General features: G+C 45.6%; 17 protein-coding genes and 1 pseudogene. All 18 read left to right on the forward strand.

Annotated elements, in window-relative coordinates:
* Window positions 1-444: 444 nt before the first annotated feature.
* Window positions 445-3,861 carry a DEAD/DEAH box helicase gene (locus BLT02_RS10430; RefSeq protein WP_092994859.1) on the forward strand — a complete coding sequence of 1,139 codons (3,417 nt, stop codon included), beginning with the start codon at window positions 445-447 and terminating at the stop codon, window positions 3,859-3,861.
* Window positions 3,862-3,991: 130 nt separating this feature from the next.
* Window positions 3,992-7,135 (forward strand): sacsin N-terminal ATP-binding-like domain-containing protein, encoded by a 3,144-nt coding sequence (locus tag BLT02_RS10435; RefSeq protein WP_092994862.1) that lies wholly within the window; start codon window positions 3,992-3,994, stop codon window positions 7,133-7,135.
* Between the two features lie 31 nt (window positions 7,136-7,166).
* Window positions 7,167-12,641: a macro domain-containing protein gene (locus BLT02_RS10440; protein ID WP_092994865.1), complete on the forward strand. Its 5,475-nt coding sequence runs from the start codon at window positions 7,167-7,169 to the stop codon at window positions 12,639-12,641.
* A gap of 121 nt (window positions 12,642-12,762) precedes the next feature.
* Window positions 12,763-13,464, forward strand: coding sequence for a DUF6994 family protein (locus BLT02_RS10445; protein ID WP_092994868.1), 702 nt, complete (start codon window positions 12,763-12,765; stop codon window positions 13,462-13,464).
* A 204-nt stretch (window positions 13,465-13,668) separates the two neighbouring features.
* A complete protein-coding gene (locus BLT02_RS10450; RefSeq protein WP_139187555.1) occupies window positions 13,669-13,950 on the forward strand; it encodes a DUF5655 domain-containing protein in 282 nt (93 codons plus the stop codon).
* Window positions 13,951-14,249: 299 nt separating this feature from the next.
* Window positions 14,250-14,398: pseudogene (locus tag BLT02_RS17895) on the forward strand (peroxiredoxin); the annotation flags it as partial.
* On the forward strand, window positions 14,395-15,213 hold the full coding sequence (gene yaaA / locus BLT02_RS10460; RefSeq protein WP_092994874.1) for a peroxide stress protein YaaA: 819 nt from the start codon (window positions 14,395-14,397) through the stop codon (window positions 15,211-15,213). The pseudogene BLT02_RS17895 and the gene yaaA, both read left to right, overlap by 4 nt.
* A 109-nt stretch (window positions 15,214-15,322) precedes the next feature.
* Window positions 15,323-15,877, forward strand: coding sequence for a hypothetical protein (locus BLT02_RS10465; RefSeq protein ID WP_092994877.1), 555 nt, complete (start codon window positions 15,323-15,325; stop codon window positions 15,875-15,877).
* 80 nt (window positions 15,878-15,957) lie between these two features.
* A complete protein-coding gene (locus tag BLT02_RS10470) occupies window positions 15,958-16,206 on the forward strand; it encodes a plant Invertase/pectin methylesterase inhibitor family protein (protein WP_092994880.1) in 249 nt (82 codons plus the stop codon).
* Window positions 16,207-16,228: 22 nt separating this feature from the next.
* Complete coding sequence (locus BLT02_RS10475) at window positions 16,229-18,586, forward strand: C1 family peptidase (RefSeq protein WP_139187557.1); 2,358 nt, start codon at window positions 16,229-16,231, stop codon at window positions 18,584-18,586.
* Between the two features lie 56 nt (window positions 18,587-18,642).
* Window positions 18,643-19,083 (forward strand): MBL fold metallo-hydrolase, encoded by a 441-nt coding sequence (locus BLT02_RS10480; protein ID WP_278277407.1) that lies wholly within the window; start codon window positions 18,643-18,645, stop codon window positions 19,081-19,083.
* A 107-nt stretch (window positions 19,084-19,190) separates the two neighbouring features.
* Window positions 19,191-20,546 carry an amidohydrolase family protein gene (locus BLT02_RS10485; protein ID WP_092994886.1) on the forward strand — a complete coding sequence of 452 codons (1,356 nt, stop codon included), beginning with the start codon at window positions 19,191-19,193 and terminating at the stop codon, window positions 20,544-20,546.
* Window positions 20,547-20,574: 28 nt separating this feature from the next.
* Window positions 20,575-21,057, forward strand: coding sequence for an AlkZ-related protein (locus tag BLT02_RS10490; RefSeq protein WP_092994889.1), 483 nt, complete (start codon window positions 20,575-20,577; stop codon window positions 21,055-21,057).
* Between the two features lie 215 nt (window positions 21,058-21,272).
* Entirely contained in the window at window positions 21,273-21,542 is a 270-nt protein-coding gene (locus BLT02_RS10495) for a damage-inducible protein J (RefSeq protein ID WP_242869772.1), read from the forward strand.
* A 2-nt stretch (window positions 21,543-21,544) separates the two neighbouring features.
* On the forward strand, window positions 21,545-21,811 hold the full coding sequence (locus BLT02_RS10500; RefSeq protein ID WP_092994892.1) for a Txe/YoeB family addiction module toxin: 267 nt from the start codon (window positions 21,545-21,547) through the stop codon (window positions 21,809-21,811).
* Window positions 21,812-22,138: 327 nt separating this feature from the next.
* A complete protein-coding gene (locus BLT02_RS10510) occupies window positions 22,139-22,507 on the forward strand; it encodes a hypothetical protein (protein ID WP_092994897.1) in 369 nt (122 codons plus the stop codon).
* A gap of 276 nt (window positions 22,508-22,783) precedes the next feature.
* Window positions 22,784-24,508 carry an Ig-like domain-containing protein gene (locus BLT02_RS10515; protein WP_092994900.1) on the forward strand — a complete coding sequence of 575 codons (1,725 nt, stop codon included), beginning with the start codon at window positions 22,784-22,786 and terminating at the stop codon, window positions 24,506-24,508.
* Window positions 24,509-24,657: 149 nt separating this feature from the next.
* Window positions 24,658-25,096 (forward strand): hypothetical protein (locus BLT02_RS17190; protein ID WP_207649402.1); only part of this gene is annotated, 439 nt, incomplete at its 3' end.

Raw genomic sequence — 25,096 nt, forward strand, 5'->3', positions numbered from 1 at the left:
CTCCTTAAGGAGAAACAGGCCTCCATCGGAAGAAAGTTCGCCGCCATTGAAGTTAAATTTGAATTGCTTATTGAAACTGAAAGAGGTGTCATTTACAATAGACATAGGGATCTCTCCTTTATGTTTGATTTTGATTCGACACCTTAATCTTAACATAGCTGAGATCCTTTTTGTATGTTAAGAACTCTGAAAACAGGCAGTACCAAGCAGTTCAATGCTTTCACTCGGAAGGTGAACACAATATGTAGTTGTAAATGTAGTACCGAAGCGGGTTTCCCGCGATTACCGAATAATCGGTGAATTATTCAGGCTAAAGATGCGTTTTGGAATCGCACATAAATAAAATAAGATAAAAGACAGTTTTTTGGTAAAATCATTGCAGGATAGAATCTGATAAGAGGCAGAGTAATCCGGAAAAATACAATCACGTAAAGGATCAAAAAAATGGCCAGGTTTGCGCAAGGTGATGTTGTAAGATTAAAGTCCGATAATTCAATCGAAGGCGCCGTAATTAAAGTTTTTGAAGGCAGCGGAGAAATTCGATATCAGGTCTTTACAGGGACCATGGGGATTCAGACTTATTATGAATCTCAGCTGGTTTCTAAAGAAATTAAGAGCACATTGGAACAAGTGGATTCTGCCCGTTTCAATGCAGGCCTGACAGCATCTTTAATTCGGAATCCTTCTTTATCCAGCCTCTATTCTCTGAATTCGGCAAGAATCGACTTCATTCCTCATCAGTTCAGACCTGTTCTGAAGTTTATCAAATCCGACCGCCCCCGCCTCCTGATTGCGGATGGTGTCGGAGTTGGTAAAACGATTGAAGCAGGCTTGATTCTGCGTGAAATGAAGGCAAGACGCAATCTGGAATCAGTTCTGGTCATTTGCCCGCGTCCCCTTGTCACTGAGCAGAAGTGGGAATCGGAAATGGAACGTTTTGACGAGGAATTCGATTATCTGAACGGTGAACGCTTCCGCTATTGTATTAAAGAGATGGATTATGAGGGAGAGTGGCCTGATAAATACAAAAAGGCTGTTCTTCCTTATTCGCTGTTTGATGAGGCCAATGTTGTGGGTGGAAAAGCAGGGAAAAAAGCTCACCTGGGGCTTTTACAGCTGGATCCGCCTCCGAAATTTGATCTGGTTATCGTAGATGAGGCGCATCATATCCGGAATACTGCTACCTATGCATATCAGGCAGTAAAGCAGTTCTGCGATAACGCGGAGGCGGTTATTTTCCTGACGGCTACACCTGTTCAGCTGGAATATGATGAGCTGTTTGTCATGCTCAATCTTCTCAGACCTGATTTATTTATTGATAAGGATACCTTCCATAACATGGCTGAGCCGAATGCCTACATTAATCATGCAGCCGCACTTGTGCGAGCTCAGAAGGAAAACTGGCAGTCTGAAGCACTTGATGAACTGAAAGCGGCCTGTATTAATACGTCATGGGGACGAATGGTCATATCTAAAAATCCTGCGGCACTTCAGGCGATTAAAACCCTGCAAAAAGGAAATATCTCTCCGGAAGAAAGAGTACGTCTTATTTCCGATATTGAAGGCCTACATACATTTTCCAATATCATCAGCCGTACAAGAAGACGGGATATTGGCCAGTTTACCCTCCGCAAGGCGACGACAGTGGAAGTTCCTTTTACTGCCGAGCAGAAAGTTCTTCATGACAGTATTTTGAATGTCATACATGAGATTCTTTCTACAATTCACTGCACGGAAAACACAAAGTTCATGATGACGACGATACGCCGTCAGGTTGCATCCTGCCTTTTTGGGCTTGTACCTATGCTGGAAGATATTCTTTATCGGCACATTGAGGAACTTGTGGACGATGAGTATATGAATGGTGCAATGCTCAAGGGGGAAACTGAAGGCAGATCGATCGAACACCGTATTCAGGATATTATTGTTCTCGCGCGGAATCTCCCTGCCAATGATCCCAAGCTGAACCGGTTGATTCAGATTGTCGAAGACAAGCAAAAACAGCCCAATAAAAGGGTCATGATCTTCAGCAGCTTTAAACACACGCTGCGTTATTTATACCGTAAGCTGACAGAAAAAGGATTCCGTGTCGGTATGATACACGGAGAAGTACCGGATGATGAACGTCGCCAGCTAAGAGACAGATTTGAGTCAAAACCGGAGAAGGAAGAAGCTCTGGATATTTTACTCTTCTCGGAAGTAGGCTGTGAAGGTCTGGACTATCAGTTCTGTGACTGTATGATAAATTATGACCTTCCCTGGAATCCCATGAGGGTGGAACAGAGAATCGGGCGTATCGACAGAAACGGACAGAGAAGCGAGAGTGTCTCTATCTTTAATATGGTGACTCCGGGAACGGTGGACTTTGATATTTATGAAAGATGCCTGAACCGAATCGGAGTTTTTCGTCAGTCTATCGGTGATTGTGAAGAGATTCTTGGATCTTTGTCTTCGGAGATCAGATCTATTGTTGAGAATTTCCATATGACAGAGGAAGAGAGAAAAGAGAAGCTTCAGCAGCTGACAGACAATAAGATAAGGCTGCTTCAGGAACAGCTCCTGCTGGAGGATAAACAGAGAGATTTATTTGGAATTAAAGTACCGGATACATCTTTTTCAAAGGAATTGGAGAATGCGACTAACTATTGGCTGTCTCCTGAAAATCTCTGCAATATGGTTCATACCTATTTAAAATTAAGACTGGAACCTGAAAAAGAGTATATTCTCGGAGAAAAAGCCATCAAAACTCTGCGCGTCTCGAGAGAGTCAAGAAGCGCTCTTCTGGAGGATAATTCAAAATATAAAATCCCCAAAGGCAAAGAAAACAGGGCATGGGTCAAATTATTAAAACAAGGCGACCTTCACATTCGTATTACTTTTGACGGAAACAGCGTTAAAAACGAGAAGGACGTAGAACTAATATCAATGTCTCATCCGCTTGTAAAACAGGCCGCTGCTTTCCTTGAGAGTGAGAATAAGACCGTCACGGTATTCAGAGCGAAGACCAATGAGTTTCAATCAGGTGAATACCCGTTTGCTGTCTTTCAATGGAAAATGTCGGGTGATCGAGAAGATCTTCAACTCAAGCCGATCAGCTCTTATCCTGAGTTGAATAATTCGATTTTGAATCTTCTAAAAAAGAGTGAAAATCTTGATATCGAAATCGGGAAAGATCCCGAAAACTGGGATGATGTTGAAATGCTCCATCACAGTTTGTGGGAAGAGGAACTTGTGAACCACAGACAAAGAACCAGAGAACTCATTCAATACAAAACGGGAAGCCTCACAACAAGTCACAACGCGCGTATGGCACAATTGGAGGAGCAGCTTGAAAAAGCGATGAATTCCCGGATCAGGAGAATGAAAGAGGGAGAAATCCGTAATGCTGTCGCTGACTACGAACGCCACATGGAAGAACTGGAGCAAGCGATTAAAAAAGCGGATATTCTGCCGGAAACGCTTGCCTACGGCCTGCTTATTGTGGAACCGGATAACAGTCCTGCTTTGAAGGGGGACAGTAAAAAAATAGATGACAAAAGCGGCTTTGATAAAAAGGTGATTCAGAAGAAAGAGTCTTTTAACACTTTCCGGGAGGCGGTTTCATTTATTAATAAGGAATATGGACGCACAATCCTCCTGCAGCCTGAAAAAATGATAAGTATGCTTAATGAAATAGCTCCAAAGTTCAGTAGAGAAATAGACCAGCTTGTAAAAATAAGCCAAGCCGGGGTATTTGACTTACTGACCGGGGAGTCCGGTCCGAATGTTGATGGTGCTTTCGAAATCATGATTGAAAATCTGGGATATACAGAGGAAGAAGCTGAGAAGATTTTTCAGAATCTGGAGCCGTTTTTTGAATAACGATGACTGGAAAACGGAATTGAATGAGCTGATAAGTAAAATTGCTTTTTGAATCCTGGCCTATAAACCACGTGGGAAGATAAGCGATTCTGAATTAATATAACAACCATGTATAGGGAGTAGAGAAAACATGCCGCAGGAAAAGATATCCTACGAAGAAATACGCAGCAAGAAAGTTGAGGAGTACGGTACTCAGTTTAAAGACTGGATCTGGATTCTGGTCAAGCAGTATAAGGACAGGACTCACTTTTTGTTCGAACTGCTGCAGAATGCAGAGGATGCCAAGGCTACAAGTGTTAGACTCATCCTTGAAAAAGACATGCTGATTATCGAACACAACGGTATTTTGTTCTCAAAAGACGATGTCGTCAGCATCACTAAAGTAGCCAAAAGTACAAAAGGGGCTGGCGGCGCTGGCAGTATCGGCAGATTTGGTATCGGCTTCAAATCAGTATATGCTTATGCTTCCACTCCTAAGATCTATTCCGGGGATTATGCGTTTGAAATACGTGATTTCATTTATCCTTATGAAATCCATCATATAGATCTGGACCATGATTGGACGCGGATAGAAATCCCTTTTAATAACGGAGAGATTGAGCCTCAGAAAGCTTTTTGGGAAATTCACAGGGCTTTACGTGAACAGATACGTTCCGATACCCTTTTATTCCTGAATAATATCTCTGATCTAAAAATATTACTGAACGGGAGCAACGATGTAATCCATATTTCAAAGGAGGACAGAGAGCGAAAGGGCACCGGGGGCTGCGTGCTGGATGTCAGCATTCTCTATGAAAAAAATCGCAGACAGCGGGAAGAGGATTACCTGCTGTTTACTGATTGCGAGGAAGAGGCTGTCTGCATTGCCTTCAAGGTCGATGGAAAAGAACTGGTTCCTGTTCCGAACACGAGCATTTTCACCTTTTTCCCGACAGACAAAGAGTCGCACCAGTCGTTTTATATTCATGCCCCCTTTGAGACCACACCTGCCCGGGATAATATAGTAGAGGACAGCGAAAGAAACAAAGTCTTTATCGGCAATATATGTGCAGGGCTGCAAATGGCTTTCTGCTGGATGAGAGACAATGGATATCTGTCTCTTGCCGGACTGAATGCTACATATCCTATTTATCAATATCCGGAAGATTCAATTTTTTATCAGATTTATGAGAATTCAATTCGGATTATTGCTGCGGGAGAAAAGCTGATTCCGACCAACAAAGCAGGTGTTTTCAAGAGCCGGAGCGAGATTCTGCTACCGGATAATATGTCCATCGTAGATAATTTTGACGATGATGATATTCAGAGACTTTTTGTCAGTCATAAGATTTTCTGGATTGCGAAAGAAATTTCCAAGGATAACTGCCAGCAGTTCCGGGAATTCTTGAAAAAAAACTTTAATTTCAAGACCTATACCTGGAAAGATGTCATCACCAGAATAGATGCTACTTTCCTGAAACAAAAAGATATAAAGTGGTTTGAAAGGCTGTTTCTGGCTATCAGATCTTTTGCGGTATCGCGTACGGAAAACCTGGGAAGTCATGGTATTGACGTAAGTCATATTCCGTTTATACGGCTTTCGGATGGCAGTCAGGTCTGTGCTTATGACCAGGGAGCACCGACGGTATATATCAACAATCCGAAGATATGGCCTAATAAAATAGAGAATGCATTCATACACAACAGTGTAATAAAGACCTTTTACACCGTTAATCTGAATGTCCAGGAATATAACCTTGTCACAATCGTACTGGATGACATACTGCCTAAGTATGCTGAAAGAGAAAGTATTGAAGTCTCTGCAAAGGATTTGAAAGAAAATATCTCGGATTTAAAGATAATCAAAGACGCAATCCAAATGTCACCGGATATTAAGGGGAGCATTCGCGATTATTATGTTGTGACAGACGGCAAACAATGGTTCAAGCCTGAAGAACTGCATATTCCTTCCGATTTCGGCAAACAAAAGCCAGAATATCGGCTGCTCCAGGGCATCAGTACACTGCGTTTTATTACCCTGAATTATAAATACGATCCGAAACTAGATGAAAAGTTTTTTGTTGATATAGGATGTCCGGACACTCTGCAACAGAAAGCCTGCACTCAGAATGAATATCTGGATCTGGTCAAGAAATATATCGGAGGGAAAGAGAAAGAAGACATTCGACAGAAAATCTTTAAAAAGACCTATCAGGAGGGCTTGCGTTGGAATGTGCTTTTCGAAGGCTTCCCGGAAGTAATGAATCAAATCGATTTAAAAAAATCGTTGGGTATTGCGGGATTCCTAAGCAGGTTCGTAAATCGTTTCGAGATTCATGGGGAAATTGTCGGTGCAATGGATCAGAACTTTACCGGTGCAAATGTGGACTCCATGCAGATTTATTCTGCATTGGGTATCCTATTGTCTTTTGTACCCTGGATCTACACAAAGGACGGGGTAAAGAAATCTGTTTCCGAAATACGCAGGAGAGATGTCAACGGTCTTTATGAAAAAAATGCTAGGAGGCTTATGGATATTCTTCCTTTTGTGGAAGAAAACCAGGCAATTGAAGCAATTCTTGCAGGCATTGAGGATGATACGCAGAAAGAAATGATAAAAGAACTGCTTACTGATCAGGAGAGCAGAGATAAGTTTTCAAAAGCATGGAAGAATCTGAAAATCAAGGATTTAAAAAACAAGGATAAGAAGAATAAATCGCCCAAGGAAATACTTGAAGAAGCGGCAAAGAAGAAGGCAAAGGGTGCAGCTCCCGGACAGTCGGACGATCCGGAAGCTGTGACAAATCCCGAGCGCAGACAGAAAAAACTGGAAGACGAATTCGTGAAATCAATGGATTTCAGGAATATAGTCAGCAAGACATCCCTGCGTTATACCTATCAGGATCGCCTTTCCGGTGAAGAAAAAGCATTTCTTAAAATGCAGTATAACGGCTATTGCCAGATTTGCAAAACCACCATCCTGAAATATGATGGCGAACATCATTTCCAGGCAATCAATGTAATGAAGACTTCAGAGCTGGCTGACCAGTATAAGGGTGCTTTGGACACCGGCTGGAATTCTCTGTGTTTGTGTCCAAACTGCGCAGCAAAATATCAATATGGAGTCAAGGACATTTCAAGATTTTATGATCAGGTAGAAGAAAAGGTCGTAGAAGCCGGATCAGAAGAAACAATCGATATTCAAATTTCACTCCAGGACAAGCAGGAAACCATTCATTATACACCTAAACATTTTCTGGCATTGAAGACTGCCATGGAAGTGTTCTCAAAATAACAGGATAAAATAACGGGATAGTTAGAGGATTATGGCTTTTAATTACTATACGATTGCTTCAATTACAAATATAAATATTGATGATATTCCGGATTCTTTTATTACATACTATCAGAACCTTACAGAAGAATTACAGGCAGAAATCAGGGATGTCAGACCTGATCTTGTTCAGGCTATAGAAAAAGCAAATGGGGAAGATCCTGCGGTTGACAGCGATGAGCCTGTTGATGATATCAGGCCATTTTCTGAATCTGGAGATGCCGTGACAGAAGAGGGTTCACTGAATTCTGAGGATATTATTGTAGGCAAAGAAGGCCAGGATGAGGTTGAGGAGAATCAGAGGACTGCAGCTGAAGACGCATTCCAAAACGAAGAGACTCCAATCAATGAAGAAGATGACGATACCTCAGATGATGAGGTAGATCCGGAAGATGAAGCTGAATATTCTCCTGTGCTGGAGGCTTGGGAGGATATCTCGATTCGAGCCTGGCAGCAAAAAGAAATTGAGACATCGGTAGTAGTCTGCAAAATAATCCCTGACAAAACAAAAAGATGCCCTATTCACCGTATTGAGCTCCTTGAAAAGCAGCTTAAGATCAAGAAAAGCACTGGGGGTACATATGGTATTAAGGGAATGTTATGCCCTGAATGTATGGACTTCTTCATAGAGCGGGACGGAGTAGATGATCTTATCCGGAAGCTGGATGAATATAGTATTCCTACGTGGATTCAGACCTTGGAGGATACACTTGCCGAGTGGAAAGAAAATACTACTCCCCAGCCCTTTCAGAATGACACTCCGATTTATGTTCCGGACACCTGGGTCGATGGACAGACGACCTGCCCTATCCACCCGGATCAGACACTTGTTGAAGATACTTATCAGGAGACATACAGAGACAGATCTGTTGTATTTCAGGCTCATTACTGTAAAGAGTGCCATAAACTCATTATGAGGAATTCTCTTGCTCAGAAGCTGGAAATGGACTGTAGCGAGATAGGTCTTCCTCCGATTGAGTTCCGCCCGCTCCGTCCGGCTGCCAAACCCAAAGTATCCGCAGCTAACCTCGATATTCATCCTGATTATATTATTGCGAATGGTGTACGTGATGTTTTTGACTTTGGAGATGATGAGGCAAAGGAGCTTTGGACACAGACATTTGAGCCGGATACTTTTGTTGTTAACTACACTCGTTCGTGTATAGAAGAAGATCACGAAGCTGAGGACACATTAGCGCTGATCAAGGTCCAGGAAAAAAAGGAGGGCATAAAGTACTATGTAGTATTGGTCGGCTATTGCGAAGAATGCGAAAAGTACTATATTGCAAAAGAGGATTTTGCTCTTCTTGCAGAAAACGGACGGCCTGTCCTTACACTCATTGATGAAACCGGAACCTATAATTATATTACTTCCGGAAAGACATTTGACCGCGAAAGAGATCACCTGAACGAACTCGAAGGAACGCTGGATAAAAAAATAGATGATATTCAGCACAGTCCCGGTTATGTGGCAAAATATGCCGTAGGTGACTATGATGACGGATCGCTGATTTACGCGAAATATCAGTGTGAGCCTTTGTATAAGGAAATAGACAGGCTGAGTGGGTTCAAACCAAGACCGTATGAATATCGTACGGACCTGACATTTAATGATCAGACAGAGATTTTCTATCTTGGCATTGAAGATATTGAACTGGACGGGAATAAACATGTTATCTCCTATAACAGTGATCTGGGGCGGAAAATGGTAAACTATCGAACTCTGGATCTGATAATGGGAGGAGTGCAGAGAAAGGTAAAACGCCGCAGATCTTTCGATATAGATAAAGAGATATTATATAGATTTACTGAACAGTCGGATGATGATGTTATCTTCAAGAGCGGAATCACAGATGCTTTCCTGATTAATGTACTCAATCAGAGAAAGAAACAACATCAGCTGATCGATATTATCTCGACTATTCAGGATAATCAGAATGCCATCGTTGATGTACCTATCCGGGAGAACCTGATAGTCCAGGGATGTGCAGGATCCGGAAAGACAATGGTTCTGCTCCGCAGATTATCAACCTTAAAATACAACAATCCTGATTTTAATGATTACAATGTTGTTATTCTGACGCCTAACGGGAACTTTAATACACATATAGCGGGTCTGGCATCCAGCCTTCAGCTCGGATATATAGATCGATATTCCGTAGAGGATTATTACTATAATCTCATTCAGAAATATGACATTTCATTCAAACTGAAAAATCCCATATCTGATGAGATGAACGTCAATCAGACATACGTTGATTACATGTATTCTGATGAGTTCAGATTGCTTATGGAAGAGGCCTATCAGCAGAGAATTGCCGGGATCAGGGAAATGTTTGGCCTTGTTAAGGAAGCTTCACGGATTTTAGGGAGAGAAGCGGCAGATGAAAATAAACTGGAGGACAATGCTCTTGTCGGGTGGCTGAGACTTGAATTAGCTACTATATCCGGATTATGCAAGGCTCCTGATGAAGAATATGCCAAGTGTGTGAAAGAACATGAATATTATCTTGGCAAACAAAAAAATGCACAGGAGCTTCTTGAAAGTGCTGAATCAGGACTTAAAGAAATAATAAACGCAGAGACTGCCAGAGTTTCAAAAATCCTTTCAGACCTGGTATCGGGAAAGAAAGAAAAAATAAACAGTCTGGAGAAGGCAGTTTCTGAAAAAGAAAAGGAATATAAGAAAATAAATGACACTGTTCTGGTCTATCGCAAAGGACTGAAACTGAGTCAGCTGCAGAAAGAAATCGATCAGCTAAAGGATGAAGAGGCTGGATTACTGGTTGATATTGAAAATCTTAATAGTCTGCTCAGGACTAAAGTGTTCGCAATGGATTTCGACGACTTAATGAGATTTTTTGACAGTGCAGCCACTTATTCTTCAGATGTCCTTGGAAGTAAAGCAGCTATACGAAAACAACAGGAACGTCTTGATTTATACAAAGAAGAGGCAGACCAATATCCCGAAAAATTGCAGGAACTGCAGGAGAAAATTAAGGCAGCGGCTGGAGCAAGAGTTTATCAGGATCTGCTGGAGCGTGTAAAGGCTTTATCAGAAAAGGCTGATGAGCTTTCTCCAAAACGCATTTATCAGGATATTTATGATATTGCTTCTGCCAGGGCCGACGATATCCTTTTTGCCAGGACGGGCAGAAGATACATTCAGAATGTAAGAGGAACCCATAGATATGATCTTTATCTCCAATTGATCTTCGCAATGGAGTTTTTCAAAAGAAAAACAGGAGAGAACAGACTTATCTCTATTGACGAAGGTCAGGATCTTACTCCGGGAGAATACCGGCTGATAAAGGAAATCAATGAAGGAAATCCGATTTTTAATATTTATGGTGATACAAATCAGCTTCTGAAATATGGGAGAGGAATAACTGACTGGTCTTTGATTGGGAAAACCATAGAGTCCGCAAAGCATTTCGCCCTGAATGAAAACTATCGAAACACAAATCAGATTACGCAGTTCTGCAATGAAACCTTCAAGATGAGCGTATCGTTGACGGGTGTGGACGGGCACAGTGTTAAGGAAATTGCCCGTGTCAAGCTGGAAAGTGTACTTGCGAATATAAAAGCCACAGACGAGAGAATCGCAGTGATACTCCCCAGGACTGTGAAAAAGAAGGAGTATATAGACAAGGATCAGATTCCACCTGTAATACAGGAAATTTTGGGAGATACTATCGCCAACGGAACAATCGCAGTAGTTTATGTAGACGAGGTCAAAGGCGTTGAATTTGACCGTGTTTTTGTTGTGCCGAACAGCATGACAGATAATGAGCGCTACATCGCCTTTACAAGGGCTCTTTCTGAACTGACAGTAGTCTACGACGAGAGCCTCGATCCTGTTATAGCTGTTTCAGAACCTGAACCTCAAAAGAAAGACGAAAAACAGGCAACCCCGGAAAAAGCACATGCTGCCGCGCTCGCTTCTTCAAACATCACAATTGGCAAAGTAAAAATCAAGCGTGATAAAAAGGCAGAAGAAAGACGCGAAGCACTGAGACAGAGATTTAGAATAGGCGCTTCTGATATCACTGAATTTAAGGGAGGAGCAATTGTCACTCCTTATTCTTCCTATTCCTACAGTGGAGTATTGCAGACTGCAATCTGCAAGGCGGCCGGAAAAGAATACGTTGACGAAATCAAGATTATTCCTACACTGGGGGCTTGCAAAACCTGTCTTACCAAAGGCTATAAACTCCCTGCTAAATATGTGATTCACGTGAATAGCCCTAAATGGAATCCTGAAAACGAAAAGGAATCAGAAGAACTTCTCGCAGAGGCATACAGGAATGTAATGCAGTGTGCTATGCAAAACGGAATCAGGACTATTGCGATTCCATCCCTTTCTACAGGATTCAAAAGATTTCCGGCGGGCAAAGCCGCTTATATTGCATTGTATACTGTGGGAGACTTTGTAAATAATCACCTCGAGCAAATCGACAAGGTGGAATTTTCGATTCTCAACAAAAATATACTTGAGAAATATGAGTCTTTATTCCGAGCGTTTGGAAGAAAAGAAGAATATAGAATATCCATAGAAAACTGTAAAAAATGTGGCAGAATAAGAAAAATCAGAAAACGAACATACGATAAGTATATTGTGGATGGATATATTCCTTCGTACTGCAATACTTGTGGGGAAGAAGTTTCCAGGCAGTCAAAATGTATAAAATGCGGTGAACTATTTGGTATTACTTTGAGAGAGCAGGATTATTCAGAGCAGACCGGGACCCCATCGCCGAATACCTGCCCAGAGTGTATTAAGAAGGAGAAAGAAGCAGAAAAACTTCTTGCTTCAGAAGATACGAAGAACGAGGCTCTGACGGCTCAATCCAACGAAGAAGTAGAAAAAGCTGTTCCCACTGTCGCACATGTGTCTTCAACTACGACAGATTTCATTCAAAGCAGTGATGGCCAAACAAATCAGGCTGGAAGTGTTTCAGAGCAGACCGCTTCTGCAACCGGACAAGACAAAACAGAACAATACGAACAGCTTAATACAGCTGATTCAATACAGGATATCCATACTGAGGAGAAAGATTCTGGTGAAGAGAAACAAGGTACTTTAGAAAAAGCTGCTTCCGATACTGCAGCGGCATCTGAAACAACTATCATTCAGGGAAAAAAGACGGAAGCAGCTAATGTTGTTTCGTCAGACGAAATTATAGACGTGACTGAGTCACAAGATGAAGAGACTCTTAATGCGTCTGAAGAAGATAAACGCTACCTGAATTATGTAAAAATACAAGCTTTCCTGTCAACGGAAATACTGGATCAGGAAGTAAAAGATGTCAATGATGAGATCCGTACAGTACTTGCATTATCTCATGTTAAGAGTAATAAAGAACTAATCAGGTTCTTGATGGACGAGGATGTCTTTGATGACAAGCAGCTTTCTGAAATAGAAGAGTATATGAAGAAACTGATTTTATCGATGTTTTATGTATGACCCTACTACGGTTTACAGAAAAGCCTATTGAATAAGAAAAACATAAAAACAAACGATTATATGTAGAAATATGTGCGTCCGAAAAACAAATATTGTTTTATTGAAGCCAGGACTTTACGACATGATTGACATATCTTTCGATTTCAGATTGGATTCAAAGGGCAGGGATCCTGATACCTATAGCCCGACATTAAATGCATATCACAGAGCCCTGTGGAGCAAAGAACTCCCCAACGGTCAGGTGATGGAGCTTCAATCAAAAAATGCTCCTTATGTCCTGAACTGGAGAGACTTTTATTTCACAAGCGATACGATCATTGTTGAAATGAGTCATTCCAAGAACAGGAAGATCATGGACCGGGTATATGAACAGGTTGAGGATTTTGAGGAATACTATCAGCATCTGCTGCACAGGTCATATATGATTGGAAGCATGATCATTTTTCCAGTGCATGCCAACAGCATGAACCAGAGAAGGGGAACAAATATCAGGATCTCTGACCGATGGGATCTAACCCTTGAGTGCATCCGCAGGCATTATGCCGGAGAGGAGAGTCCGCTTTCAAAAGTGATTGAAACCGACAAGTCCTTCTATGATTTGTTTGTGGACTTTAAAGGATATGTGGATTTCTTTTTCCTTCAGGACTGTGTTTCGGAGGATTATTCTTCAGTCAATATATGGATGGGAGACGCATCGTTTGAGAAAAGCGGTTTACCGGATACTGTGGAAGAGTATTTGAACTTCCTGGTTAAGGAACATATCTTTTTGGATAAGCGAAACCGAAGGATTCAGGAATACTGCATAGAAAACAAATTGCTTTGATAAGTGGCTTATAGTGACAAAGTGATTATCGACCGCGATTCCATCAGATATGAATATAAGCCAGTAGTGGAAAGCGAAATCAATACGCCGAGGAAATGGTCATACTTCAGAAACCACACAGCCGAAGATGCCTATACGGGGTGAACTGAATCGGGCATGAGGGGGATACTATGGCACATGGTGATTGAAAAAAGGAGAGACAGGATGCGGGAACTTGATGCGGATACTCTGATGTTTTTTGACCAGCATATGGATGTACTTCCACTGTACCAGGCTTTTGAGGAGCTTCTCATTGATTCTTTCCCCGTGGTGAACAAACGGGTGCAGAAGACGCAGATCACTTTTTCCAACCGTCATGTTTTTGCTTGCGTCTCCTTTGCGCGAGTGAAAAGAAAAGCCGAACTGCCGATGAGATACATGGTGATTACACTCGGACTACCTGCTCCTTTGGATTCGGAACGAGTCGCAGTAAAGACAGAGCCATAACCTGGAAGATGGACGCATCATTTTGTAGTCAGCACGACGGAGGAGATGGATGAAGAACTGCTTTCATGGATAAAAAACGCCTATACCTTTGCAGATACAAAATGAATAACAGCAGAGGAGGATGTGATCATAAAGAAAATCCCAAACTTCGTGACCGGGAAAAAGACGAATTTAAACGTGGGTGATATCCTTAAAGCACTTTTTCTAAGATAGAAACTTGACCATATATCTAAGGATTTTTTAATAAAACAAAGATGTGTTCAATAAAAGAGAAGTCATTCGTACCGACCTCAGTAAAACTCTGGAAGGAGAAGAAGAATTCCGATAAGATTAGTATAGATGTTGAACGATGACATATCTGATTGATGAGAACGGGATTATCATAAAGGCTTTTGATAAAATCAAGGCTGCCGATAATCCGGAACAGATGTTAGGAGAACTGGATTGAGGATTATCATCTCTCCGGCAAAGCAGATGCGGGTGGATACAGATACCTTTACCTGCAGCACGCTTCCGGTCTTTATGGAAAAGACAGAAATCCTGATGCAATGGATTCAGAGGCTGTCCTATGAGGAGCAGAAAAAACTCTGGGCCTGCAGCGACAAGATCGCCAGGCAGAATGCCGAGCGATTTGAAAATATGGATCTTCGGCAGAATCTCACACCGGCCCTGCTGTCATATGATGGCATTCAGTACACTTATATGGCGCCGGCTGTCTTTGAGGATGGCCAGTACGATTATGTACAGAATCATCTGCGGATTCTTTCCGGGTTTTACGGTGTGGTAAAACCGATGGATGGCGTTGTGCCGTATCGTCTGGAGATGCAGGCGAAGGCTGCCGTTTCCGGTTTCAAAAATCTGTATGATTTCTGGGGCGACAGCCTGTACCGGGAAGTGGCTGATGACAGCAGAATCATCGTCAATCTGGCCTCGAAGGAGTATTCCAGGTGTATTGAGAAATATCTGCAGCCGGATGACCGATACATTACCTGCACTTTTGGAGAGATGGAAGACGATAAGATTGTCCAGAAGGGTGTCTACGCAAAGATGGCCAGGGGCGAAATGGTGCGCTTCATGGCAGGAATCCATGCTGAAACTCCGGAGCAGATTAAAGCCTTTAACTGGAGTGGATATCATTACGATCAGGAACGCTCTTCCGACAATGAATATGTTTTCATCCGCACCGAAGTACCGGGAAAAGGAAATAATGAGCAGGCACAGAATAGTGGACGGGCATCTGCTGCAGACGAACAAGAGATATAAACAGCTGAAGCAAAGCAGAAACAGAAAATCTCGGGATGGATAATGTATACGCTGACTCAATAAGACAAATTGAACAGTTACAAGCATCAATCATACAAGGAGGTCAATCATGGCAAAGAACACGAAAACTTATTCAGAAGAACAGATTCAGGAAGTATTGAACAAAATCCCTGACCTCGGCATTTCTAAAGCCGCAAAGTCTGTAGGAATCCCCTGGCAGACAGTGAGAAAGTGGGCGAAGGAAGCAGGATTGATTTCTGCCGATACAGGTGAGGCGAATGTTGAAACTGACGTTGTGAGTAAGATCGAAGAGGTAAAAAAAGCCGCAGCAGAAAAGGTAGAAGAAGCAAAAGATAAGATTGAATCAGCCCGTGAAGCCACAGTGCCCACAGAAATAGAAGTAAAGAAGGCAGCTCGCAAAGCCGGACGGGAAATGAAGAAAGCGGCTGATAAAGCTGTGAACACAGTGAAAAGGACAGCGAAAAAAGCAAAAATCGCTAATCTCGCTATTATTATCCAGTCCCCGCTTGGTGGCAACATCACTGTGGAAGAGATCGCAGATAAGGTACCGGATGACGCCGACGCAGTCTTTGTTCGTGTCGACCAGAACAAGCTTTGGTGGACACGAGGAGAAGAGAAGGGTGATGTGGATATCTGGGAATAAGGGCATTGAGGAGAAATTACCGATTGAAATGAAAGGGCCGGATCAGGTCAGGATCATAAATCCTGACAGAGAGGAATTGTATGTCCGCTGAAATCATTAAATTCGGGGAAAAACCATCCGAAGCTTCAAAACATAAAAAGTCCCCTGCGGATTATCAAAAAGAGCTGCAGGAAGTGATTGATATTGTCAGATCTGCAAAGAATAAACTTGGGAAAATAACACTTCATATGGAGGCGGAGTTTCCTGATGCAGGTGCACTTGGTGAGGCACTGGAAGCACTGGATGATGCCATTGACATCATGGAAGACACCCTCGATGATATCGAGTGAAAGGTGTTAAGAGAGGAACAAAATGGGATACACAAAGACGACCGCGGTTTTACTCGCAATTTCCATGTTCCTGGCAGGATGCGGGGGAAGTACAGGAAGCGCGACTTCCGGCGCAGGAGTGACCGCAAGCGAGCAGGAGCAGGCCTCCGGGCAGCAGGACGCCGGACAGCAGGACCCCGGACAGCAGGCCTCCGGACAGCAGGACGCCGGACAGCAGGACCCCGGACAGCAGGACGTCGGACGGCAGGACACCGGACAGCAGGCCGAAACCGCAAGCCCGTACCGGGACCGGAATCCTGACACCAAAACCCCGATTTCTGAAGAAAACTACTCGGACCGGGAGAAGCAAAATCTCAATGAACTGGAGACCACGCTGGCCGAGGATTCCGAGCGCCTTGTGTATTCCGGCAACTATATCACCAACATTTACGACGACTTCGCGTGGAAGTCCGAGGCAGACATCTTCCCTGCCAAACTTGACCTCAGAATTCGAGGCACCGTCACACCTGTCAAGAGCCAGGCGCCCTGGAGTAGCTGCTGGAGCTTTGGAACAATGGCCGCCAGCGAGACCAGCCTTCTGAACACGCTTGGGCTGACCGCGGAAGAATACGAGTCAAAATATGGCGCCCCCATGGATCTGTCGGAAAAGCACCTTGCGTGGTTTTCCAAAACGGCGCTTCCCGATGCCGACGCCTACCCGGAGGGGCAGTACCCCTATGAACCCGAGCAGGCCGGAGAAGGTTCCCACCCGGTCGACGAGGAAGCGATGAGCCGGTACAACTTCGGAGGGACTTTTTCCCTGGCCACATCCATGCTGACCTCCGGAGTCGGAGTCGTCGACGAATCCATCGCGCCCTACACGGACAGCGAGGGCGGACTGGACGCCAGTGGCGACTGGAGCCTGCCTGAGGAACTGCGCTTTACGCAGAGTTATGAACTCAAGGAGGCCAATGTTCTGCCTGCGCCGGCGTATTGGGGGAGCGACGAGTATGTCTACCGCGAAGCCGCGACGGAGATGATCAAGAGCGAGCTGCAGAAGGGCAGGGCCGTCGGCATCTGTTATTATGCCGTCAAATCAATGCCCAGGATGAACCGCGACGACATACAGGCGCTTATACAGAAGGACTACGCGGACAAGACCGACATCTCCGAGGGGGATAAGATGACCCGATTTGAGCTCATGTACAGGCTCCGGGATCCCGCCGGAATGACGGACGAGGAGGTCATGCACATCGCGGAAGTCGCGTGCAGGCTGAGCGACGTGGAGGACGGAACCTACGACCTGAAGGGGATGACGCGCGAGCAGCTCAATCTTCTGGTGAAGACCACGAGGTTCGGCAGCCCGATCGAATATATCGAGAGCTATGAAGCTGCTTTCAAGGCCGCCTACGAGAAGGGATACCTGAACGAGTTCGAGGCGGAGGACGGGACAGCAGTCACGGCGCACTATACAAGCCAGTCGGAGTGGCCTAACCATACCGTGACGATCGTCGGATGGGACGACACGATTCCCGTTTCTTACTTCACGGAGGGGCAGCAGCCGCCCGCGCCCGGTGCCTGGATCGTCAAAAACAGCTGGGGCAGCAACTGGGGAATGGATGGTTACTTCTACATCTCATATTACGACCAGACGCTGTCGAACCCGCAATCTTTTGAATACGTGAAGCCCGAGGACAATGAGCCCGAAGAGCTGGAGATCCTGGAGCACGATCTGATGCCGAATGAACTCATCAGCAGTACGCTTTACGACGAGCCGGTTTACGAGGCGGGCGTCTATGAAGTGGAGACGGACAGTATTTTGCAGTATGTGTCGGCCATGACCGGAATGCTGGACACGGAAGTGACAGCAGAGGTCTATCTTCTGGGCAATGATGCCAAAATACCGACAGACGGCATTCTCCTCGAAACTGTCAGCGGCACATTCAAATACGCGGGCTACCACAGAATGACGCTGCCCAATAACCTGTCGGTGCCGAAGGGGGCTGTGATCAGCATTGTCGTCTTGCAGCGCGTCGCCACGGAGGAGGGCAGAAAATACGTGCTCGTAAACACCTCCAGCCTCGGAAAGAAGGGCACGGAAAAGATTGAAAAAGAATTTGGCGTCAGGGCCAGAGAATACTGCGAGGGCCGGGTCGCCCCGGGCGAGAGCTATGTGAGCTTCGTCGGCGGACGCTGGATCGACTGGAGCAATGAGGTCGCTAAGCTCGCCACCCTCGAGGGCTGCGAAAATATCGCCTACGACAACCTGCCCATCAAGGGATACTCCTACCCTCGCTCAGAAGTGGAGGCGCTCCACGACTTCAGCCGAAAAGTCCAAACCGCGGAAGGTGAGGCGGCGATCTGCCCTGAATGCGGCTACGTAATCCTGGAAGTTAAGTAAGGATAGAAACTTTTGATCATAAGTCCATTCTCAAAGTCTGCAATCAGGACACAGAACTGGCGGCCCCGGCGAGCATGGCAAAGGAGCTGGGCAAACTTGCCTGGAAGGGAAAGCTGCATCTTCTGGTGCCGGGGGAAAGCGTGGAGACCGCAGGTCTCATCATCACAGCAATACCTGCCTATAACAAGCTGAAACCCTTTCATCCAAAGCGTAACGGATGGTTGGGATATTTGCTGGAAATGGATGGAAGGGTTTATTACATCGCGGGCGACACGGATGCGGTAAAAGAGCAGCAGGAGATCAGATGCGATGTCGCGCTGGTTCCAATCGGAGGCAAGTTTACAATGAACGCCTGGGAAGCAACGGGGATAGTCAACAAAATAAAACCGAAGGCGGCAATACCGACACACTATGGAAGCATCGTAGGCAAGCCGCAGGATGCGGATACCTTCCGGAAAATGATTGACCGGGAGGTGCAGGTGGTTGTGAAGCTGTGAAAGGAACGGAAATGAGAAGAGAACGGGTGGGAGCAGAGAAAAAACCCTGAGAGATTTGATGTTCTGCACTATGCGGCTTTGGCATTGCTGCAAAAAGGAGTTGCTGTATGAAGGTATACGACCTTGTCATTGACCATGCGACATTGCTCACGATGGATGCCGATAATACCGTCATCCGGGACGGTATTATCGGTATTAAAAACGGAGTCATAACGCTCCTTGAGGAAGATCGCAAGGGAGTCTCTTATCCGGCCGATGAGTATATAAATGCACAGGGAATGGTAGCTTTTCCGGGATTCATTAACACGCATGTGCATTGTTTTCAGTCACTGCTAAAAGGACTCGGCGCAGATCTGCCGCTCATCGGCTGGCTCAACAGCTCTGTCCAGCCCTTCGGGGTTCGCGTGGCCAGGCGCCAGCAGGAGCTTGCCGCGCGCATTGCCTGTCTTGAGGCCCTCAAGAGCGGGTGTACCACCTTGTGTGAGTTTTTTTACACCAACCAGGATCCGGAACTTGCTGATGTATGTATAGAGACGATGCAGTCGTCGGGGATCCGCAGTGTTCTGATGCGCACATTCCAGGACTATGGAGAGGAGTACAACACTCCTTCCTGTTATATTGAACCGGTCGAGACGGCGATCAAAGAGGTGGAACGCCTGAGGAGAAAATACCTTCCCCTTACAGGTGATATGCTCTCGATCTGGACGGGACCGGATGTGACATGGGCGACGACAAAGAGGGGTTACGAAGCGATCCTGGAGTACTGCCTTGACCGGCACGTGCGCTATACCATGCACCTCAAAGAAACGCCGGAAGATGACGATATGTGCCGGCGTCACTACGGTACCGGAATTGTGGAACTTCTTGATGAGATTGGCTTTCTGACGAATCAGTTTCTGGCAGTCCATTGTGTACACCTCACCCCGTGTGAAATTGAAATTCTTGCCGGGAAGGGGGTCTCGGTAAGCCATAATCCTGCGGCCAACCTCTATCTGGGCTCTGGGATCGCTCCCATCCACGCCTGCCTTCAGGCTCGTGTCAATATATCTCTGGGAACTGACGGCGCGGCGAGTAACAACACTACAGATATGCTTGATACCATAAGGCTCGCAGCTCTTATACACAAAGGCGCCAACTGTGATCCGACCGCAATGAGCGCAGAAAATGTCATGCGGATGGCGACAGTTGGCGGGGCAAAAGCTTTGGGTATGGAGGATAAGCTCGGATCCCTTGAGGTGGGAAAAAGAGCTGATCTTGTTTTGTTCAATCCCGACCGGGTGAGATCTATACCCATGCATGATCCCATGGCGACAATTGTGTACTCGTCCTCTGCTGAGAATATTGATACTACAATCGTCGACGGAAAGGTCGTTTATAGAAAAGGAGTCTTTTCCTGCGGCATCGAGGAAGCTCAGCTTGCAGAGCAGGTGAGAAATGAGTTTCAAGGCGTCAGATTTATCTAGTGTGCCGTCACACTAGACTATAGGCCTTATGTGGGTTTTATACCTTAATAACAAGACCGGATTCATTTCCCGGGAATGGTTCCCCTGCTTTGCAAATGCCCGCCGGGACGGATATGACTTTGACGCGGCATGGGATGACGAACTGGTCCAGCGCCGCTACAAGGCGATCATGGATGTCTTTGAGGATGGCGGCATGTTTCCCGGCTTTGAACTGAAGCCCAAGGCGGGATTCGGCAAAGAGGGCTATAAGAATTTTGATGGCTGCATCACGCAGCTCCAGATGCAGACCTATCTCATTATCCGCAAGTTCGAACGGCGCAGGAACAAACGCGGCCAGAGCTACGGCATGGCAGTCTCCTACTACCAGAAGCCGGAGGAGCTATGGGGCTATGCGCATGTAACAAGCGCTTATAAAGAAGAGCCGGAGCTTTCCGCAGAGCGCATCTTCACAAGGGCAAGAGAGCTGTTCCCGGAAGGGTCTGACGCAGCTATACGGAAAAATTTGAAATAGCGATAGCAGGATTAGTCAGTAACCAACAGCCTATACGCTGCTTCGATTCTTCCTGACCTGATTCTTTTCGAACCTTGGTACATGGGACCATAAACTCGTTTTACCACGTTAGCACCTAGTACCATTAGCTCTTATTCACGTGCTATAGCACATGAAAAGCACTTGACAAAGCAAAAACCATCTGGCATATTAAGAGCAGAAAGGAGATGATTACGATGATCTCAACTACAGAAGAAATGACAAACTTCACATTTAAGATGGATAGAAAAACCCGAGAGAGTTATAGTGCACTTTGTGAAGCATTTGGCCTCTCAATGTCTGCTGCCACTCTGGCACTTGTGAGGCAGGCGGTTCGCTCTCAGTCCATGACGTTCTCTATGCGTGATGCGAACGGGTTTACGCCTGCGGAGGCTGCGGAATTAAAGCGCCGCATCGACGATGTCGCAGAGGGAAATGTTACTGCGCACGGCATTATTGAGGCTTGATTATGCGAAATCTTTTATGGCAGTCAGAGGCCTGGAAAGAGTATGAAAGCTTGCAGACGGAAAAGGCAACTCTGAAAAAGGTCAACAAATTGTTGAAAGACATCATGCGAAATGGTTATAAGTGCTCCTATGGCAAAGCAGAAATGCTGAAAGGCGATTTCAGTGGATTTGCCAGTATCCGGATTGATAAGAAAAACAGGATAATTTTCAGTGCGGATGAAAACAAAATAACCATTATTCAATGCGGTGGGCACTATGATGACAAATGAGTTATCAGGGGGACGCCGACAAAGATCTTCTGAAGGTACTTGACCGCTTTGTAGTTGTCCGCCTTGAAAGAATCCCTGATTTGCACGATGCGTTTCTGGATGGAAATGAGGTAAAATTCTTCCAAATGAGAAAAGCCCATATCTTCAAGCCGCTTTTTCGTTCTGAGGACATCCTTGTCATTGTTATACCGCGGAATATAAGGAATACGAATCCATATCTTGTGAGCGGGGGCATAATCTCTCAATAACGCTAAATTACGAAGGACGATCTTATTGGATCTGCCGGTATAATTCTTATATATGGTATCATCGGAATCTTTAATATCGATGATCGTTTATGGTACCTGGTACCATAAGCCGGAAGAGCTGCGCTTCACGCAGAGCTATGAACTCAAAGATGCCAATGTTTTGCCCTCGCCGGCGTATTGGGGAAGCGACGAGTATGTCTACCGCGAAGCCGCGACGGAGATGATCAAGAGCGAGCTGCAGAAGGGCAGGGCTGTCGGCATTTGCTACCACGCCGTCAAATCATTGCCCAGGATGAAACGCGACGACATACAGGCGCTTATACAGAAGGACTACGCGGACAAGTCCGACAACTCCGAAGAGGATAAGATGACCCGGTTTGAGCTCATTTATGGTACCTGGTACCATAGAAGATTACGCTTTCAAAAGAGATGTATTGGCGATTTTTAAAGAAAAACTGCAGATACGTATGGTTCTTTGTACCCATTTCCAGGCTTCAGCGCGAAATTTTCCTGATTTGACGCTCGTTTTACCGCGTTGGTGAACGCCAAGTGATCATTGACGTTCACTTTAAATGAATATACGGTTTTTTGTGATTTAATTTTCAAAATATTATACTTAAAGAGCAATGAAGGCACTATAATAGTTTTAAGGAATCGCAGGCGGGATATATAAATATGATTGAGACGGAAAACAAGCAGCCGCAAATCTGGAAGGAGGACGGATATGAGAAAAGTGAAAAGCAGGCTTGCTCTGCTTCTGGCAGTGATTATGATCGCAGGTTCTTTACAACTGCCTGTTTTTGCTGTCCGTAGAAGCGGGGCGGGTATACCTTCAGGAGCGTCAGCAGAAGCTGGCGTGGAGGATCCCGGCCAGATTACGGAGACTGAGCTGTTGGATCTGGTCCCGGATTCTGCAGGAACGGGCGGTACAGAGCCGCAGGATCCGGTGGATACTACCTGGACAGTCATCTTTGATGCCAATGGCGGAACATTTCCCGGGGGTGAGACACAGATTTCCCTGGATGTAGAAAAAGGCCTGGCTGTTCAATTTAATTCTGAACCGCTGACAACGGCTGACAGGTATTTTGCGGGATGGAAGACGCAGGACGGCACTTTGATCAATGATGCATATTCTTTTGTGCCTGAGAACGATATCACACTGTATGCCTTCTGGAAGGATAAAAAGAAGGTAGAGAACATTTCTCTCAATCATCATGAACTGACGATGTCTGTAGGAAAGACTGCTGCTCTGTCAGCCACAGTACTGCCTGAAGATGCCTATGATCGTTCGTTCACCTGGAAGAGCGGCAATCCGGGTGTGGCAGCTGTTAATAATAACGGAAAGGTAACTGCGGCTGCAAAGGGAACAGCAGTCATTAAAGCTGCTGCCAATGATGGCAGCGGGGTATTTGCGGAATGCAAAATCACTGTCAGGCAGCCTGTGACAAGCCTGACGCTGAATAAGACATCTCTGACGGTCAATAGAGGAGCGACAGCGACGCTGACCGCCACTGTCGGTCCCTCTAACGCAGACAACAAGAAAGTGAAATGGACGACCAGCAACAGTTCCGTTGCGACCGTTTCCTCTACGGGAGCAGTCAAAGGGGTCAAGAAAGGTACAGCGACGATCACAGCCACAGCCGCGGACGGAAGCGGAAAGAAGGCCGCCTGCACCGTGACCGTCAAACAGCCCGTGACCAGCGTGAAACTGAACAAGACCACACTGACAATCGATGCCAAAAAGACAGCGACGCTGACCGCCACCGTCGGTCCCTCTAACGCAAACAACAAAAATGTGAAATGGACGACCAGCAACAAATCAGTTGCGACCGTCACATCCGATGGCAAAGTCAAGGCTATTAAGAAAGGTACAGCGACGATCACAGCCACAGCCAGGGACGGGAGCGGAAAGAAGGCCACCTGCAAAGTGACCGTCAAGCAGCCGGTGACCAGCCTGACACTGGACAAGACGGATTTAAAGCTCAAGATCGGCAAAAAGTCCACTCTGAAAGCCACTGTCAAACCCGCAAACGCAAATAATAAGGATGTGGAATGGACGACCAGCAACAAATCAGTTGCGACCGTCACATCCGATGGCAAAGTCAAGGGTATTAAGTATGGTACAGCGACGATCACGGCAACAGCCAGGGACGGGAGCGGAAAGAAAGCCACCTGCAAAGTGGCGGTCATAAGAATGGTGACAAAAATCATGCTCAAAGCGCCAAAGCGACAGCTGAAAATAAAAGATACAGAGAAAATTATAGTTACAGTCTCTCCTGGGAATGCATATGACAAGAGGGTGGAATGGACAACCAGCGACAAAAAAATTGCAACGGTCGACGCCTATGGCCTTGTCCGAGGCATAAAGGCAGGAACAGTAACAATAACAGCCACAGCCAAGGACGGAAGTGGAACGAAAGCGTCCTGTACTATACTTGTTACAAAATGACCGGTCATACTGATTCATACCGCACAGAATCTTTTTTCGTATTTCCAGCTGACGCTGATGAAAAATCGTTTATCCGGGTTCTGAACTTATGCTCATGTACAGCTGTACATAACATAACAGTTACCCGAATTGTTTTTCGGAGGACAATCATGCGAAAAAAATATATGCGAATTCATGCCATTATTTTCGCGGTACTTATTATCCTTTCCGCTATGCCCCTCACGGCATTTTCGGCAGAACCGGGGGAAGAGGCCCGGGTGATCCGGACCAAAGATCCCGCCGGGCAGGACAGTGATCCGTTTTCCGGCGATGGCATCCTTCTGCCGGAAGCCGGAATCAGTGAGGTTGAGGAAAAGGAGAGCGCCGGTGAAGAGACGGACGCTTTTGAGGCCGCGGAAGAATTTGAGATAACAGAAGATCCTGCAGCGGGCGGCGAAGAAACAACTTTTGATGCGCCTGCAGCAGCGGAAGATCTGATCGCGGACGAAACTGCGGCAGCGGAAGATCCGATCGCGGATGAAACTGTGGCAGCGGAAGATCCAATCGCGGACGAAACTGCGGCAGTGGAAGATCCGATCGCGGACGAAA

The sequence above is a fragment of the Sarcina sp. DSM 11001 genome, assembly GCF_900101015.1.
Lineage (GTDB): Bacteria > Bacillota > Clostridia > Lachnospirales > Lachnospiraceae > CAG-791.

Coding starts and splice junctions, on each gene's coding strand:
- BLT02_RS10430 (WP_092994859.1), top strand. CDS start 445: ATGGCCAGGTTTGCGCAAGGTGATGTTGTAAGATTAAAGTCCGATAAT.
- BLT02_RS10435 (WP_092994862.1), top strand. CDS start 3,992: ATGCCGCAGGAAAAGATATCCTACGAAGAAATACGCAGCAAGAAAGTT.
- BLT02_RS10440 (WP_092994865.1), top strand. CDS start 7,167: ATGGCTTTTAATTACTATACGATTGCTTCAATTACAAATATAAATATT.
- BLT02_RS10445 (WP_092994868.1), top strand. CDS start 12,763: ATGATTGACATATCTTTCGATTTCAGATTGGATTCAAAGGGCAGGGAT.
- BLT02_RS10450 (WP_139187555.1), top strand. CDS start 13,669: ATGCGGGAACTTGATGCGGATACTCTGATGTTTTTTGACCAGCATATG.
- BLT02_RS10465 (WP_092994877.1), top strand. CDS start 15,323: ATGGCAAAGAACACGAAAACTTATTCAGAAGAACAGATTCAGGAAGTA.
- BLT02_RS10470 (WP_092994880.1), top strand. CDS start 15,958: ATGTCCGCTGAAATCATTAAATTCGGGGAAAAACCATCCGAAGCTTCA.
- BLT02_RS10475 (WP_139187557.1), top strand. CDS start 16,229: ATGGGATACACAAAGACGACCGCGGTTTTACTCGCAATTTCCATGTTC.
- BLT02_RS10485 (WP_092994886.1), top strand. CDS start 19,191: ATGAAGGTATACGACCTTGTCATTGACCATGCGACATTGCTCACGATG.
- BLT02_RS10490 (WP_092994889.1), top strand. CDS start 20,575: ATGTGGGTTTTATACCTTAATAACAAGACCGGATTCATTTCCCGGGAA.
- BLT02_RS10495 (WP_242869772.1), top strand. CDS start 21,273: ATGATCTCAACTACAGAAGAAATGACAAACTTCACATTTAAGATGGAT.
- BLT02_RS10500 (WP_092994892.1), top strand. CDS start 21,545: ATGCGAAATCTTTTATGGCAGTCAGAGGCCTGGAAAGAGTATGAAAGC.
- BLT02_RS10510 (WP_092994897.1), top strand. CDS start 22,139: ATGATCGTTTATGGTACCTGGTACCATAAGCCGGAAGAGCTGCGCTTC.
- BLT02_RS10515 (WP_092994900.1), top strand. CDS start 22,784: ATGAGAAAAGTGAAAAGCAGGCTTGCTCTGCTTCTGGCAGTGATTATG.